Origin of the sequence: Acinetobacter amyesii (assembly GCF_023499985.1) — a bacterium.
Taxonomy (GTDB): Bacteria; Pseudomonadota; Gammaproteobacteria; order Pseudomonadales; family Moraxellaceae; genus Acinetobacter; species Acinetobacter amyesii.
The window spans coordinates 63,112-78,559 of sequence record NZ_JAMCOU010000006.1; the positions used below are offsets into that span (position 1 = coordinate 63,112).

General features: G+C 41.6%; 13 protein-coding genes. 5 read left to right on the forward strand and 8 right to left on the reverse strand.

Features of this window, described 5'->3' with window-relative positions; translation table 11 throughout:
* Positions 1–5: 5 nt before the first annotated feature.
* Positions 6–3,332: a LysM peptidoglycan-binding domain-containing protein gene (locus M5F03_RS00345; RefSeq protein WP_249705816.1), complete on the reverse strand. Its 3,327-nt coding sequence runs from the start codon at positions 3,330–3,332 to the stop codon at positions 6–8.
* 206 nt (positions 3,333–3,538) lie between these two features.
* Between M5F03_RS00345 and dnaQ the strand changes: the two genes are divergently transcribed.
* The 3 genes from dnaQ to nudC all read left to right on the forward strand — a co-directional run bounded on the left by dnaQ (position 3,539) and on the right by nudC (position 7,586).
* Entirely contained in the window at positions 3,539–5,038 is a 1,500-nt protein-coding gene (gene dnaQ / locus M5F03_RS00350) for a DNA polymerase III subunit epsilon (protein ID WP_249705818.1), read from the forward strand.
* 128 nt (positions 5,039–5,166) lie between these two features.
* Positions 5,167–6,813: a chemotaxis protein gene (locus M5F03_RS00355; RefSeq protein WP_249705820.1), complete on the forward strand. Its 1,647-nt coding sequence runs from the start codon at positions 5,167–5,169 to the stop codon at positions 6,811–6,813.
* Complete coding sequence (gene nudC / locus M5F03_RS00360; protein WP_078192931.1) at positions 6,813–7,586, forward strand: NAD(+) diphosphatase; 774 nt, start codon at positions 6,813–6,815, stop codon at positions 7,584–7,586. The genes M5F03_RS00355 and nudC overlap by 1 nt, the downstream gene beginning before the upstream one ends.
* A gap of 85 nt (positions 7,587–7,671) precedes the next feature.
* Here nudC and M5F03_RS00365 read toward each other — a convergent pair whose 3' ends face one another.
* From M5F03_RS00365 to M5F03_RS00380, 4 genes are read right to left on the reverse strand one after another with little or no spacing between them, the layout of a single operon-like run.
* Positions 7,672–8,544 (reverse strand): alpha/beta hydrolase, encoded by an 873-nt coding sequence (locus tag M5F03_RS00365; protein WP_180183842.1) that lies wholly within the window; start codon positions 8,542–8,544, stop codon positions 7,672–7,674.
* 25 nt (positions 8,545–8,569) lie between these two features.
* A complete protein-coding gene (locus M5F03_RS00370) occupies positions 8,570–9,268 on the reverse strand; it encodes a BON domain-containing protein (RefSeq protein WP_078192932.1) in 699 nt (232 codons plus the stop codon).
* A gap of 60 nt (positions 9,269–9,328) precedes the next feature.
* Positions 9,329–9,736: a YraN family protein gene (locus tag M5F03_RS00375; RefSeq protein ID WP_078193291.1), complete on the reverse strand. Its 408-nt coding sequence runs from the start codon at positions 9,734–9,736 to the stop codon at positions 9,329–9,331.
* Positions 9,737–9,782: 46 nt separating this feature from the next.
* Complete coding sequence (locus tag M5F03_RS00380) at positions 9,783–10,727, reverse strand: penicillin-binding protein activator (RefSeq protein WP_180107609.1); 945 nt, start codon at positions 10,725–10,727, stop codon at positions 9,783–9,785.
* 10 nt (positions 10,728–10,737) lie between these two features.
* Here M5F03_RS00380 and rsmI point away from each other — a divergent pair, with 10 nt between their 5' ends.
* Both rsmI and M5F03_RS00390 read left to right on the forward strand, forming a co-directional pair.
* Positions 10,738–11,580 carry a 16S rRNA (cytidine(1402)-2'-O)-methyltransferase gene (gene rsmI / locus M5F03_RS00385; protein WP_078189168.1) on the forward strand — a complete coding sequence of 281 codons (843 nt, stop codon included), beginning with the start codon at positions 10,738–10,740 and terminating at the stop codon, positions 11,578–11,580.
* 104 nt (positions 11,581–11,684) lie between these two features.
* Complete coding sequence (locus M5F03_RS00390; protein WP_249705823.1) at positions 11,685–12,107, forward strand: hypothetical protein; 423 nt, start codon at positions 11,685–11,687, stop codon at positions 12,105–12,107.
* 113 nt (positions 12,108–12,220) lie between these two features.
* Here M5F03_RS00390 and M5F03_RS00395 read toward each other — a convergent pair whose 3' ends face one another.
* From M5F03_RS00395 to M5F03_RS00405, 3 genes are all read right to left on the reverse strand, one after another.
* Entirely contained in the window at positions 12,221–12,469 is a 249-nt protein-coding gene (locus tag M5F03_RS00395; RefSeq protein ID WP_078192934.1) for a hypothetical protein, read from the reverse strand.
* 174 nt (positions 12,470–12,643) lie between these two features.
* On the reverse strand, positions 12,644–13,888 hold the full coding sequence (locus M5F03_RS00400) for an FAD-dependent monooxygenase (protein ID WP_249705825.1): 1,245 nt from the start codon (positions 13,886–13,888) through the stop codon (positions 12,644–12,646).
* A complete protein-coding gene (locus tag M5F03_RS00405; protein WP_249705827.1) occupies positions 13,885–15,093 on the reverse strand; it encodes an FAD-dependent monooxygenase in 1,209 nt (402 codons plus the stop codon). The genes M5F03_RS00400 and M5F03_RS00405 overlap by 4 nt, the downstream gene beginning before the upstream one ends.
* Between the last annotated feature and the right edge of the window lie 355 nt (positions 15,094–15,448).

The window sequence follows — 15,448 nt, forward strand, 5'->3', positions numbered from 1 at the left end:
TGGACTCAGTTTGGTACTTTAATGACTTCACCAATACGTAACTGAGCAGACGGTTGCATATCATTCATTTCAGCGAGTTTTGATGTGTCTAGTCCATAGCGACTTGCCAAACCAATCAGCGTATCGCCGCGTTTAATACGGTATTCACTGATAGTTTTAGGGACTTGTAAATTTTGACCGACACGCAGTCCTGCACGGGGGTTCAAGTTATTTAATTCAGCCAATGCTGCCACAGTTAAACCTGTCCGACTAGCAATCGAATTTAAAGACTCGCCTGATTTCACAGTATAGCTTTCAGTATTTGTTGGTTTCACATTGCTCGTAGAGGATTTAACTTCCGTTTTTTTGGTTTCAGTTGCTTTACTAGCTACATCAGCAGGTAGTTCACCATCTACTTTTAAACGCTGCCCTACACGAATCGCACTATTGGTATTTAGGCCATTTAATTCAGCTAAATAACGTAATTGAAGATGATATTTCTTCGCAATCACACCCAATGTTTCACCTGATTTCACCACATGAATATCGGTCGCATCAACGGAATTCGTTCGTGTATTGGTTTTGCTTTCAATTTTGGTCGCCTCAGCTTTGGTTTCTACTTTAACCGGTGCGACATCACCTGTTAATTTTAATTTCTGCCCAACGCGCAGACCAGAACTACGCTCTATACCATTTAAATTTGCGACATAGTCCATGCCTAAATCATAGCGACTAGCAATGCCTGTCAGTGTATCGCCAGACTGCACCACATATGTATCAGGAACAGTTGAACTTGCAGGAACTTTAATGCTTTGCCCAGCCATCAGCCCACTATTTACCGACATATCATTTAGACTCGCCAATTCTGACAAACTGATTTTTGACCGCGTCGCAATACTGTAAAGCGTATCACCACGCTGCACTTTATAGCTTTCAACTTTATACGCAGGATCAACTTTGACATTTTCAATGCGATTCACGACTTTGCTTTCGAGCTTCTCAACTTCTGCTACAGTTTGTAATGGCACATTAATTTTTTGCCCCACCATCAAGCTACTGCCAGCCGTTAAACCAGTTGTTAAATCTGCCAACTCTTGATTTGACAGCGCATAACGATCTGCAATGAGTTTTAGATATTCACCACGTTTTACCGTGTAGGATTTGGTTTGAACTTTTGCAGATTTTTCGACAACTTGAGCTGCTTTCTTGTCAGCTTCCAATTTTGCTTTAGATGCTGGCGTTTCTTTTAAGGATAATTTCTGCCCAACATATAAACCACTCGTGGTGGTTAAACCATTGTAGTCGGCGAGTTGCTTCGTACTTAAACCAAATTGACTCGCAACAGCTGTAAGACTGTCATTTGCTTTCACCACATAGCTATCTGCGATAGGCTTAGCTTTCGATTCTTCATTATTTTGCATAATCGGTTTCGCATCATATAAATAGATGGTCGTACCGACATACAAGGTCGAATCTGGCGAAATTTGGTTCCAAGCTGCAATATCACGCCAATTCACGCCATTTTTCATCGCGATCAACGCTAATGTGTCGCCCGCCAAAACTGTATAAGTAGTGCGTTTACCTTTAGGTGGTACAACTACAATTTCAGAATCTGTACGAATGACATTTTTACCTTGGTTGCGTTTGGCTTCTTCGGAATCTGCACCTGTATTTTCAGCCACGCTTTTCGGGTAAGAGAACCCTTTCGTCAGTTCTTTACCTTGTTGGTCTGCAATTGACTGACTGGTCTGAATCGCAGTCAACTTAATCTTGCCATCATAAGGATCGACAATTTCAGTGCCTTTCGGCGCAATAGCTTTAATTTCCTGAACGACTTCTTCTTGTTCTGCTTTAGTCGCTACTGGTTTTAATACCTCATCTATTGTTTTGGTCTCACCTTCAGCTTTAATAGCCGCCATGATTTGCTCACGCTCATTTGCGCTGAGTGGTGGCTCGACAGACACGGCTTTCACAGGCGTCGAAGGTGTTACAGCGACTGGTATACGCGGCGCACTTGGAATATCACTATTCGATGCAAAAGCAGCCAAAGCAGATGATCCTATTGGCGTTTTGCCTTTCGTTCCTGATGGAACACTCGGCGTTACCGTTGCAGCGACTACAGGTGGTTTGGCAGAAGCTGTCACTGTCGGCTGTGTTTTAAGCGTAGGTGGCGTCACTTTAGCGGGCTGAATAGTTTTACTATTTAATTCCGGCGGAGTAACACGTGACGGTGTTATTTCAACATTATTTTTTGGTAAGTTATAAGTTGAATTACTTGCCCAATAACCTGATGAACCACCTGATTGTAATTTCTTCAAACGTGCATCGACTGATGGACTCACATCCGCAGGAATTAAAATCCGCATTGGGCTACTGCTGTCAATCACATCGCCACGATGCCCGGGATTTAGTGCATAGAGTTCTGCACGGCTTAAACCGGTAATAGATGCAATTTCATTTAAATTTGCAGGCCCTACAGCCACTTCACGAAAGTGTGGACGGTTGGCAATTGGCGGTAAACTTACGCCATAAGCACTTGGATTTTTAATAATTTGAGCAACAGCCAAAAAACGTGGGACATAGTTCATGGTTTCTTGGGGCAGTTTTAGTGACCAATAATCCGTTGGCAAACCTGCCGCACGGTTACGGTTAATCGCCTGTTGAATGCGGCCCGGCCCTGCATTATATGCAGCCAAAGCCAATTCCCACGAACCGAACTGGTTATGTAGCGCACCTAAAAACTCATAAGCTGCACGCGTTGATTCCACTACGTCACGACGACCATCATACATTGAGGTTTGTTTTAAGCCGTAAATACGTCCAGTACTTGGAATAAATTGCCATAAGCCCGCTGCGGCTGCACTTGAGGTTGCTGCTGGGTCATAAGAACTTTCAATCACTGGTAATAACGCCAACTCAGTCGGCAAACCACGACGTTCTGCTTCTTTAACCGTGTGATATAAATAACGGGACGCACGCGCACTTAAACGATCAATATATGGTTGACGTGAAATAAACCAACCACGCTGCGCTTCAATTCGCGTATCCCAGTGGTTCAAATCCATTTTGAAACCCACAGTCATACGCTTCCAGACATCACCATGCTTCAGTACTAAAAGGCGATCGCCTTCTACGGCACGCATGTCTGTTGCAGAAAGTAAATCTTCGAGTGAATCTAAACTATTGGCATCGAGAAAGTTTGAGCCAACTTGTTTACTTGCTGAGTTCTGCTTAGTCGTTTGCGATGAAGAACAGCCCGTCAGACCAAGAGCTGCGAGCGCAGAACCCAAGACTGTAAATTTAAAAATTTGTGGTAACGTAGGCTGCCAGACAGTCGCAGTTGATTTATACATAAAAAAATCCAGACAACTCATATAAAATTTATTTTTTAGATATGCCATTGTAGTGAAGCAGAACACAGACACAAGGCGTTAATTTAACGCTATTTCAGTATAAATGTTACAAGAAATTAAAAAAATCGCCAGAAATGGATTTCTCTCTGTCATTTGCGTTATACAATATACGGTTCTGAATGCTTGTTTTTCTCCGGATTTGATTTATGTCTCAAACAATCACGCTTTATGTTGATGGTGCATGTAAAGGCAACCCTGGCTTAGGGGGTTGGGGGGCGTATATCATCCGTGAAACTGGAGAAGAAAAACTCTGCGGCGGTGAAGCTGAAACCACCAATAACCGTATGGAATTGACTGCTGCAATTGAAGGCATTCAACACTGTCCGTCCGATGCAAAACTGATTATTTGGACAGACTCTAACTATGTCAAACAAGGCATTACCGAGTGGATACATGGTTGGAAAAAGAAAAACTGGAAAGATGTTAAAAATCCTGATCTGTGGAAATTACTGGATGCAACTTGTCAGGGTCGGGAAATTGAATGGAACTGGATTAAAGGGCATGCAGGCCATCCGGGAAATGAAATGGCCGATCAATTGGCCAATCTTGGCGCAGAAAAAACCCTCGAACAGATCAAACTAGCGGCATCAACTACAGCTGAAGCACCTAAAAAAAAAGCTGAACCTGACTGGCTGTTAAACGATCCTTTTGGACTCGAATTTGCTGATAGCGATGATGACGAAGAAATCTCTGAAGAAGCAATGATTGCAAATGAAAGCATTGTTGATGCTTCAATTCAGGAGTCTTCAATTGCTCAGCCGCTAGAAATTGCTCCGTCACGTGAAATGACTACTGACACAGCGATCAATGCAGAGCAGATTGATGACATTACGATAGAACAACAAGCAACTGACACTGCTTCAACGTTGAATGAAGCTGCCCCTACACAGTCTAAGCAAGCTGCTGAAATCCATCCAATGATTGTCATTACACCAGCAACTGTCGATGTATCTGGCCCACGACAATTAATTTTGGATACGGAAACCACAGGTTTCTATTTCCAAGATGGCGACCGTATTATTGAAGTCGGTGCAGTGGAAATGATTAACCGCAAACTGACCGGTAGCTCAATTCATATTTATATCAACCCGCAAAAACCTGTCGGTGAATCTGAAAATATTCACGGAATCAGTGATGACTTTCTAAAAGACAAACCACTGTATGCTGAAATTGCTGATGTCTTATTTGACTATCTAAAAGGCGCAGAAATCATTGCGCATAACGCAACCTTCGATATGAACTTCCTAGATATGGAGTTTAAACGTGCAGGTTTTGTTGCCTTATCTGAAGTTTGCGAAGTCACCGATACCTTGGCTATGGCCAAAGCCAAGCATCCAGGCCAGAAAAACTCACTCGATGCATTAGTGCGTCGTTACGAAATTCCACAACGTGACCGTACCTTCCATGGTGCGTTACTCGATGCGGAAATTCTGTCTGACGTATACCTAGCAATGACGGGCGGTCAGGTTTCCTTTGATATCGATGCCCTGACCCACTCGCAAAATGAAGATGGTTCGCAAACCCGCGCCGCTGTTGAAATAGAATTACCTGTGATTTTACCTTCAGCAGATGAACTTGAAGCCCATGAGACATGGGTCAAACAATTTGAAGAAAAACATGGTACACCTTGCCTTTTTGCGAAATAAAATCTAAATTTCGTGTTACTTTTTGTATATAAACAATTCTTACATACGCTATAGTAAAACCATAAACATGGACCGCCTTAAGGGGCGGTTAATAAACAAGATAAAACATCTAGGAAAGGTGCAGATACATGTCTTACCAAACCTCTATCCATTTTGATCCAACGGCTTTGCTGATAATAAAAAATGAGGTTGATAACTCAATCAAGTTAGTCGAATCAGCAGTCAGCACCTTAGTTGAAGATCAAACTTTACCTTTCGGGATTGATGATGCACTGATTCAATTTGAACAATGTGCTCAAGTACTAGCTTTAGTTGATATGCCAAGTTTGGCAAAAATCGCTCAATATTCAGCAGAGTTAATGCGCAAGATCATGGGGAATCCTGCGCAAATTAACACTCAAGAGGTCATCGCACTGAGCGAAGGCACGACCATGCTGAAACGCTACATCGAATTTATCTGCCTACGTGAAGTTAAAATTCCACAATTCCTGCTGGACAGTCTTAATCGTCTAGAACTATCTTTAGGTAAACCTCTAACGTCGGAAGGCCAACACATTGAGTCCCTACTCGATTGTATTACTCCTGACTTTGACCTACCTCAAGCTCCTGCACTTGAAAAATCAAAATACGTTCACCGTCTGTATAAGTTGGCGTTGAATAAATTGATTAAACAAGAAGAAACTGAGCTGGATCTGCAAGCGATTAAATTGGTCGGTGCGTATTTAGCAGGTCTTTCAGACAAACATCCAAGCAAACAATATTGGAACTTGGTTTTTGTTGCGTTTAATCAAATTGATCAAATCTTAATTTCTGATGCTCGCTTACGTACCTTGGTAAGCATTGAACGCAATATGGCTCAATATTTTGCAGGAACTGAGCGCTTTAAAGCATCCATTTCTGATTTAGCCAATGTCTTAAGTCTAAACATTAGCCAAGAAGATGACATTTCTCATCATATTCGTGGCAAATTAAATATCGGTGAAGACCTTCTTACCGACACCCAATTGCAAGTTTTCAGTCGTCATTTATATGGTCCTGACTTCGACACCATGCATACCATTGGTGAATTGGTAACGACTGAAATGACGCAAATTCGTAATGATATTGAATTTAACTATCAAAATATGACGCCTGAAAAAACCCAAGAACTTCAAGCGAAATTGAACGAATTGGCAAATATTTTCAAAGTCTTGAACTTAAATGAAGCGTATAACGACCTCTCGCGTCAAGCTGCGTCATTAGGTAATGCTGAGATTTTACAAGATGAAAGCTTTGCCCAGCAGTTGATGAACAATATCTTGTCTGCCATGAACTCGATTGGTGTGCTTGAGCGTCATCACACTTCTAGCCGCTTACAACTTCGTGTGAATAATATGAATATTTCACTCGACCGTTTAGATGAAGCGCACGCTGCTCTGTTAAATGAGACCAAGGTTTTAATTGATGCTGCTAGCCAATCTTTAGTTCAGTATTTACAAAACCAAGATTTGACACAACTTGAAGCGACTGCAACTCAATTCCGTGAAATTGGTGGTGCGATGTTGTTCCTCAATGCAGATGCGGCTCAAAATGCGCTGAATTCAACAGCTCAATTCATTTTGAAACGAGTTGAATCTTCAACAGCGATTGAAGCAAACGAAGTGAATCAAGCATTAGATTCATTGGCAAGCGCAGATATGTTGATTGACAATTTAAAGAACAAACAACCTGTTTTACAGGGCATGTTTAAGGTAGCATTGGACAGTAGCGAAAAACTGAAATCAGCAGCAGCCTAATGTCTAAATTATCACTTGCGTATATCTTCAAACAACAGCAATTGCTAGTCGATGAAAACTTTCAACTTCCCGAAGTTGAACAACTCGCAAGTGATTTAAATATTGGCACGGGTGATCGAGTGATTGCCCGTGATCTACTTGAAAATGAGCCAATTCCTGAAGGCTTACAACTCATCCCTATTCGTCAGCTTTTACAACTTTGGAATGTTCAGCAATTTGAACAAGCCAGCCGTGCTATTCAACTCTTAGAATGGCGCCGTAATCATAAATTTTGTAGCCACTGCGGTACAGCAACTCAAGTCCACGCCACAGAATATGCCATGGTTTGCCCTGCTTGCGGTTATCACCAATACCCTCGTGTAAACCCCTGTGTCATTACCGTCATTACCCGTGGTGAAGATGAAATTTTATTGGCAAAAAATGCAAAAAATGTCCGTGCTATGTATGGACTGATCGCAGGTTTTGTTGAAGTGGGTGAAACTCTAGAAGAAGCAGTTCGTCGTGAAACTGAAGAAGAAGTTGGGCTGAAGGTCAAAAATATTCAATATTTGGCAAGCCAACCTTGGCCTTTCCCAAGTAATTTAATGATCGCCTTTAAAGCAGAATATGCTTCAGGTGAGCTTCAATTACAAGAAGAAGAAATAAGTGATGCGGCTTTCTTTAAATTTGATGCATTACCTGAAATTCCGTTCAAAGGAAGTATCGCCCATTCGATGATTATGCATGTCATCCATGGGTCTGCTGTTGCAGATGACACCGAAGCCTGGTTATAAGTAGCTATTTTTAGTAAATAAATCATGCAATAAAAAAACCGCCATACTTGGCGGTTTTTTATTTTCAATCATTTAACCAAAGACATTAAGGTGGACTAATTTCATCGAGTACACGCATGATTTCAGCTTTGGTTTTAAAGAAGCGACTAAATAGACTCGAAACTGAACCAATCATCGTGATGTGCCCAACACGAGGGATTTGAATCAATTGACTATGGTTGCCTGAGGCTTTTAATCGACGATCAAAATCTTCACTATTGCTATGGCCAACGATATTGTCTTTATCCGCAGTGAATAGATAATGCTTCACTTGATTTTGCTCAACAAAATAATATGGCATCACTTGTTGATACGGTACATTTTGATCAAAGGCATCTGCACAAATCGGATCACCTTTATAATCAAAATGATATGGCCCTGCCAATCCCACAATTGCACGAATATTCTCTTTCACTTGTAGCTGATAAGGCGTCGGATGATACAGTGCAGACATGACATTAAATGCCCCTGCCGAATGTCCCATTAACACCACATTTTCCACTTCAATCTGCAACTTATGCTGAGACTGCGTCAAATAGTTTAATGCAAGGCTAAGATCATCAATTGAAGCCGGAAAAATATATTCAGGTGCGAGATGGTAATTGATGACAGCAACATCGAAGCCTTCTTTTGCAAAAGCCTCACCAATGAATCCATAGTCCTTTTTGTCACCATGCATCCACGCTCCACCATGTACAAAAACGATGAGTGGACGTTGCTGACGAGGTGCTGACGTGCGATACAAATCTAGGCGATGGCGCGCTTTTAGACCATAAGGGATATTGTTTTGAACATGATATCCTTGTTTGGGTGTCAGTCGATTTAATGCATAACTGCCAAAATCATATAACCGAAAATTTCGGTATAAAGATTTAGCCAAATCCATTTTTTGCTGAAGCCGCAGAGACCATTGATTCATATTTTACAGCATCATTTCCGACATTTTATTGAGCATTTGGATCGACAGCATCCGGATCTATCGCTACAGGCGTTTGTACTTCAGGTTGCACATTGCCTACAGCAGGTGTGGTGTAACTTGAGTTAATTGAACGTGCCTGTGGATTTGGGTTCTGATCAATATTATCGATTAAAGTGACAATTCGCGTTACATTACCCACTTGTTGCAAGATTTGATTTAAGTCTGTGATTTCCGCACTGTTTAAACGGCCCATCACATAAAGAACAGCATCTTCAGTATGAATGTGTACTTTGCTGTCAGATACCACAGGCGCTTTCATAATCAAACCACGGGTATTCGCAGTGACCGCAGTATCTTGCATGATGGTGCTATAGCTGATCTGATTACCCACTGTAATATAGTTATGTACAGTTTTGACATCACTCATTGAACGGACATTTTCTTCTGCCAATTCTTTTAAATGATTATCTGGCACTTGCCCAGTCAATAAGACATTGCCATGAAAACTTTCAATATTGACACGTGACTGTTTAAAACGAGTATCTAATTTATATAAGTTAATTTTTGCTGTTCGAACAATGGAAGAGTCAATAAAAACTTGTCCCAATGAGCGTGCGCCGCTTTCAGTTCCTACAGGTGCTGATCCTGTTCCATTCGAAATAAAACTCGCACAGCCAGATAAACTTGCGACACAAAGCATCGTTATTGCAATACGCTTAACCACTCAGCACGACTCCTCAAATTTCCACACGTATTTTTCTATGCGTTTACACAGTTTGTTTTATCAAAGATTAATCAACTCTTGATCAAAAGTAAAAGCATTTTCAATCCATTGCTGATGATACGGGTATTTAGAAAAGTCTTGCTGTAGTGTTTTTGCAAAGTGTTGATAAAAATCAAAACAAATTGCATCAAAGCGACAATAATAATTTTGAAAATGGGACTGTTCATTTAAGAAATGCAACGCAGTCTTCATCATCTTACGTTGTTTATGAATAGAGATACTTTCGATGGCTTGGGCATAACGGGTATGCGAACGAGCTTTAACTTCGATAAACACCAATTCTTGACCACGTGTGACGATCAAATCAATTTCACCATAACGACTATGATAATTCTGTTGCACCTGTACATAGCCTTGCTGCTCAACCAAACGTAGCGCTTGCTGTTCTGCCCACTGTCCCAGATTCATCTGTCCTATATTCATCCGCTCTAAGTTTAGCTGCATCGTTTCATCCCTATAGTGAGATCGCTACGATGCCTTTTTTACTTCGCTCATAGCAGTGAGGAACACGCTGAATATTGTTTTGACTAATTTTGATTAGTCCTGTTCGCCCCTGAAATTCAATGCTTTTTAATTTCGGTTCTTGCAAATATTGTTTTGCAATATGCCATGTGTCCCCACCAAAAGCTAAAAGACGTTGATATGGCATATCTACTGGATTTTCCTCATAAGCTCGGATCAGGTCAGGCCAACGCGCGTCATGCAATGCAGGTGCATCACAAAATTTCAGCCCTACAGGAATGGGCTTAGTGGCTTCAATCGCATTGGCGACGCTATATAGTTTTGCTTTAGGTAGTTTTTTTTGACTGTTTAACCATTCATTATTGCCCAGCAACAGCACCCCTTGATTTTTGTCCAGCTTCGTTGGGAGTTGTTCAACCACTTGTATCGGCACTGAACTTTGACTAATTAAGGACATGAGTAGTAATTCATGCTCTGCCTCTGTTGCGGGCTGACGTAACACTAACACTTGCGCTAATTTGTCTTTTTCGAAGACTTTTTGGAGTGCTAGGGCATCATCCCGTTTCGATAGACTGTACTGCCAGACGTTTGGAATTTGGCTTGTCGTTTCATTCAAAGCCAACACACGGACTTTCGGCTTGGCTTTAACTAGTGCTTCTACATCTTGACGTGCTAAAGGACCAATCACCAATTGAGTTTTTTTATTGACCTGTTGCTTCAATATCGTTGCAATTTGCTTTTGATTTGAATCTACAAACTTAATGGGCACTTTGTAGTCTGACGATTGATATGCGCTATTGAAACCTTGCTTAATACTGGATGCGGCTCGCGCCATAGGGCCAGATTCAGGTAGAATGACCAAAACGTCTGCCTGTGCAGCAGTAAACAGACTGCTTAAAAGGCAAAGACCCAAAATTTTGTTCTTATTATCCAACATGGAGAAACCTATGAGTGCTCAGTTATTTGTTGTTGCAACTCCAATCGGGCACTTAGATGATATTAGTTATCGTGCAATTGAGGTATTGAAGTCGGTTAAAATTATTGCCGCCGAGGATACACGAACTTCCGCACAATTACTTAAACATTTTAGTATCAATACGCCTTTAACCGCCTGCCACGACCATAACGAAAGCAACAAAATAGACCAGCTGATTGAACGCCTCGAAAAGGGTGAAAATATGGCGCTGATTAGTGATGCAGGCACGCCATTGATCAGTGACCCCGGCTTTAAATTGGTTCGTGCTGCACAAGAAAAAAATATTCGTGTCATTCCTGTGCCGGGTGCCTGTGCTGCCATTGCAGCTCTCAGTGCTGTCGGTCTGCCCAGTGACCGTTTTAGTTTCGAAGGCTTTTTACCTTCTAAACAGTCACAACGTCTTTTAGCACTGGAAAAATTGAAAGACGAAACTCAAACCATGATTATTTATGAAGCGCCGCACCGTATTGTGGACTGCCTAAAAGATATGTCGAATGTCTTTGGTGCAGATCGTCCTGTGGGCTTTGCACGTGAAATTACCAAAACATTTGAAACCATTAAAAAAATGTCTTTGGGTGAGTTGGTTCATTTTGTCGAATCTGATCATAATCAGCAAAAAGGCGAAATCGTTTTGGTAATTGGTGGTGCGACCGAAGAAAAAGACCTAGAGCAAGAAAAGTTAGACAAATTGTTGACGCGTTTACTTCAAGACTTGTCCGTTAAAGCTGCCTCTCAGTTGGCTGCTGATTTAACTGGGATTAAAAAGAAAGTGGCCTATCAACGTGCTTTAGAGTTAACCCAAGCGAACGATTAAGCTTAATTTTTTTATTTTTAATTTGAACCGCTTATGGGACCTACGGGTTCCATAAGCTATCCCATACAATAATTTAAATAGAATGAAAAAAAGTTGCTTATAACATGTCCATAAATCTGTCTGTCAATAAACCGCTGGTGTTCATTCTCTTTAATCTGGTTTGGCTCACGGCTCTTGCACATATTATTTATACTGGCATTCAACCCTATCCGCACTATATTAGTGGCGAGCAAATGACGGCCGATCATAGCGCGATTACGATGGTCTGTGGATATTGTTCCCTCTATTTTATAGTCGGTAATTTACTGAAACTGAGCCAATTTTGGGATAGGCATCGCTATTGGGCTTATGTCGTTTTGAGTGCGGTATTACTTTTTCAATCTTTTGTCGCTGCTGTGGCGGCCATGCATGCACCGCCGTATATTGCTGCATTTATTATTAATTGTATGTTTTTGCTTTTACTACATTTTGTGTTCTATCCTATTTACGCGATCAGTCGTAAATATATGAAGCCAAAGACGGCTTAAAATAACTTCACAACGTCATAACTAAACATGCTTAGTTAAAAAATGAATGACGTGCATCATCGCACAAGCGAATGAAGCAAAAAAAACACCACATGACGTGGTGTTTTTTCATTTTAATCTTTTGCCGATTCGTCTGGAGGGACTTCGGTAATACGACCACCACGCGCTAAGAACGCAGCAACTTCATCTTCAAGCGCCTGACGTTGTTTTAGTTTTGCAGTCACTGTTAATGTTTCAGCTTCAGAGGTGTCATCATCAGAGGCAGAATCAGCTGCGTCACCTGCACCTTTTTCAGCTGCTTGTGCTTCATCTTCATCAACTACTGAATCTTCTGGATCATCATAATCGTTCATATCAGTCATTGTGTTCTCCCCGCGAATGACTTCTGTTTGCCAGCGAATGGCTGGTTTTAAATTAACAGAAATTTAGCAATCTCTGAGCATTTCGACTAGTACCCACAATCAAAAAATCGTATCTTTTTTAATCAAAATCGTAACCTTGTTTATACGACTGTCTAAAAAATATCTGACTTTGACCTAAGCTGCGTAGATTGTATCTTTTAAAATACTCAGACCATTGGCTTGAGCCATAAACGCATCTTTTAGAACAGTCTGATTTTCCACTTGTTTTAAACCAAAGTTTCGCGCCCACACCACAGGTGAAAAAGTGGTGGTTTCTAACCAACCAATCGCGGACATACTATGCATCATGGCATCGTTTTGCCCTTTACGGCGGTGCTCATAGCGCTTCAAACTTTGTTCATGTGCCCACACACCTCGTTTTTTATCGGTCAAAAGCACATCGCAAAGCACCGCTGCATCTAAACAACCAATATTCACGCCTTGTCCTGCAAGCGGATGAATCACATGAGCCGCATCACCAATCAACGCTAGACCATCATGGACATATTGCTGCGCAGCTCGTGCCTTCAATGGAAATTTAGCACGTGGCGTTGCTTCTAAGACTTCACCGAGCATGTGATGACTTTCTCGAGTGAGCAACGCAGTAAATTCCACATCGGATAAAGCCACATATTCATCGGCATAATCATCTGGTAAGGTCCACACAATCGATTGCCAATAACCGCTTTCTTCTTTTTTTAGACTCGCCATCGGCAAAAATGCCAAAGGCCCAGTTTCTAAGAAAATTTGACGCGCTACATGCTGATGCGGTTGGGCGGTTTTAATTGCACAGCTCACACCGGCTTGTTTATAGTCCAGCACATCTAGATCGATGAAAGCTTGCTCACGGACAAATGAGTTTGCACCATCTGCACCTATCACCAGTTTTGTTTTGAGCTGTGTACCATCTGCGAGGTGGATGATCCACACACCAACGCCGCGCTCAACTCGACTGACCTTAACTTGGGTTCGGTAGTCTTCAAGCTGTTCTAGCATTTTTTCTTGAATGGCTAAATTCAATACACTTGGTTCAACCATTGAACCTAAAGCTTGCTCAACTGATGGTGTTTGATCTGCCACATGACCAAAATTGATTTCTCCATAGCCATTTTTATTCCACACCTGCATACCAGTATAAGGCTGCTGACGGGCAAGCTTTTCCCAAACGCCCACAGTCTTGATTAAATGAATGGTGGCTTGACTGAGCGCCAAAACTCGAGGATTCACAACACTTTTGGTTTTTTCTGCATCCAAAATAGGTGCCGCATCCAATACCGTAGCCTGCACACCGCCTTGCGCCAACAGCAATGCCGTTAAGCCACCGACCAAGCCACCGCCGACAATCACTGCATCCAGTACATTTGTTTGATTTAAACTCATGCTTTTAGCCCCATTGCATAATTCGCGACTAAAGGCTTAATCCCCGGAATGGTGTCAAAGGCAACTAATCCAGTATTGCGAATCAATTTTAAAAATGGGTTCTGGTTGCTAAAACCACGAACAACTGAATCACAGAATTTAATCACCCGCTGCTGATCGGTCAGGCGCGATTTTTCATAATCAAGCAACATAGCTGCATCACCCAGATCTGCATTTTTTTCAACTTGCTCTTTTAAATAACGGCGTAGTACATAGGCATCGCGCATACATAAGTTAAAGCCCTGACCAGCAACTGGGTGAATGGTATGGGCAGCATTTCCCATGAGCACTACACGACCTACAGCTTGTTTCTCTGCAAGTACTTGTGACAATGGGAAGCTGAAACGTTTACCAGTTTTTTGGAATTTACCTGCACGGTCGCCATAGGTTTCTTGTAAAGCATCTAAGAAGTGCTGATCATTTTCATCACCCATCCACTCGCCTTCAGTTCCTTTAGGAACAGGCCAAACCACTGAGCGACGGTATTCACCTGGAAGTGGTAGCAGCGCTAGCGGACCAAGCGGACTAAAACGCTCGAAACCGACATGACCATGCGGTTTAGAGGTTTGTACTGTAGTGACAATCGCCACTTGGTCATAATCATGCACCGATGCGCCAATACCTAAGGCTTTACGGCAGAATGAATCACGGCCATCGGCGGCAATCACAATTTTAGATTGTAGTTTGAGCTGTTCTTCAGCACGCTTTGCTTCAATATAGGCATGGTCTGCATCCTGCGTCAGCGAAGTCACTTGTACGCCGTCAATTAATTCAATGAATTGTTGTTTTTTGACTTCTGTGAGCAGCACACGGCCTAACCATGCATTTTCAATAACTTGTCCAAAGCTTTCGACTTTTTCTTGTTCTGCTTTGAGTCTTGCCTTACCAAAACTGCCTTGCTCTGTAATATTCACTTCTAAAATAGGTGTGGCGTGTTCCTGCAAAGCATCCCAGAGACCTAGTTCTTGATAAATTTGCACCGTACGGCGTGACAATGCGCTGTTTCGTGCATCAAAACTCGAGTGATAAGGCTCAAGGTTTGCATCATCATAATTGGGGTATTTAATGGCTTCTAAAAGTTTTACGCCAATTTTGTCTTTGGCCAACATGAGTGCCAGACTTAAACCGACCATACCACCACCAACTATGATGACTTCTTGCTGCATGCTTGTTTCCTTTTTTATCAAGTATTCGAATTTAGGACATTCACTCGAAATACATATAATCTGTAATGAATTTTATCTTACATCAAGGGCATGATTTTTTATAATGAAATACAAATTAGTTGCAGGTATTTGCACTGATTAAATACAAAATTAATCATCTCTTACCGTAAATATTGATCTTTAAAAAAGAGAAAATCACAATAAAAATGGCTAAGTCCATCAGAATCAACCATCATTTGCGTAAATCAGCGTCATTTGAACATGTCATGTTTTGATGCATTCAAAAGGATGATATCAAGCTAACAACCTGATGATTAGCCTTTAGCCATTGCTCAATTAGTTGAATAAGTGATTG

What these genes read in the sequence shown, in the direction of transcription:
- dnaQ (WP_249705818.1), top strand. Translation starts at nt 3,539, where the DNA reads ATGTCTCAAACAATCACGCTTTATGTTGATGGTGCATGTAAAGGCAAC.
- M5F03_RS00390 (WP_249705823.1), top strand. Translation starts at nt 11,685, where the DNA reads ATGTCCATAAATCTGTCTGTCAATAAACCGCTGGTGTTCATTCTCTTT.
- M5F03_RS00375 (WP_078193291.1), bottom strand. Translation starts at nt 9,736, where the DNA reads ATGAATCTGGGACAGTGGGCAGAACAGCAAGCGCTACGTTTGGTTGAG.
- nudC (WP_078192931.1), top strand. Translation starts at nt 6,813, where the DNA reads ATGTCTAAATTATCACTTGCGTATATCTTCAAACAACAGCAATTGCTA.
- M5F03_RS00405 (WP_249705827.1), bottom strand. Translation starts at nt 15,093, where the DNA reads ATGCAGCAAGAAGTCATCATAGTTGGTGGTGGTATGGTCGGTTTAAGT.
- M5F03_RS00395 (WP_078192934.1), bottom strand. Translation starts at nt 12,469, where the DNA reads ATGACTGATATGAACGATTATGATGATCCAGAAGATTCAGTAGTTGAT.
- rsmI (WP_078189168.1), top strand. Translation starts at nt 10,738, where the DNA reads ATGAGTGCTCAGTTATTTGTTGTTGCAACTCCAATCGGGCACTTAGAT.
- M5F03_RS00365 (WP_180183842.1), bottom strand. Translation starts at nt 8,544, where the DNA reads ATGAATCAATGGTCTCTGCGGCTTCAGCAAAAAATGGATTTGGCTAAA.
- M5F03_RS00380 (WP_180107609.1), bottom strand. Translation starts at nt 10,727, where the DNA reads ATGTTGGATAATAAGAACAAAATTTTGGGTCTTTGCCTTTTAAGCAGT.
- M5F03_RS00345 (WP_249705816.1), bottom strand. Translation starts at nt 3,332, where the DNA reads ATGTATAAATCAACTGCGACTGTCTGGCAGCCTACGTTACCACAAATT.
- M5F03_RS00400 (WP_249705825.1), bottom strand. Translation starts at nt 13,888, where the DNA reads ATGAGTTTAAATCAAACAAATGTACTGGATGCAGTGATTGTCGGCGGT.
- M5F03_RS00355 (WP_249705820.1), top strand. Translation starts at nt 5,167, where the DNA reads ATGTCTTACCAAACCTCTATCCATTTTGATCCAACGGCTTTGCTGATA.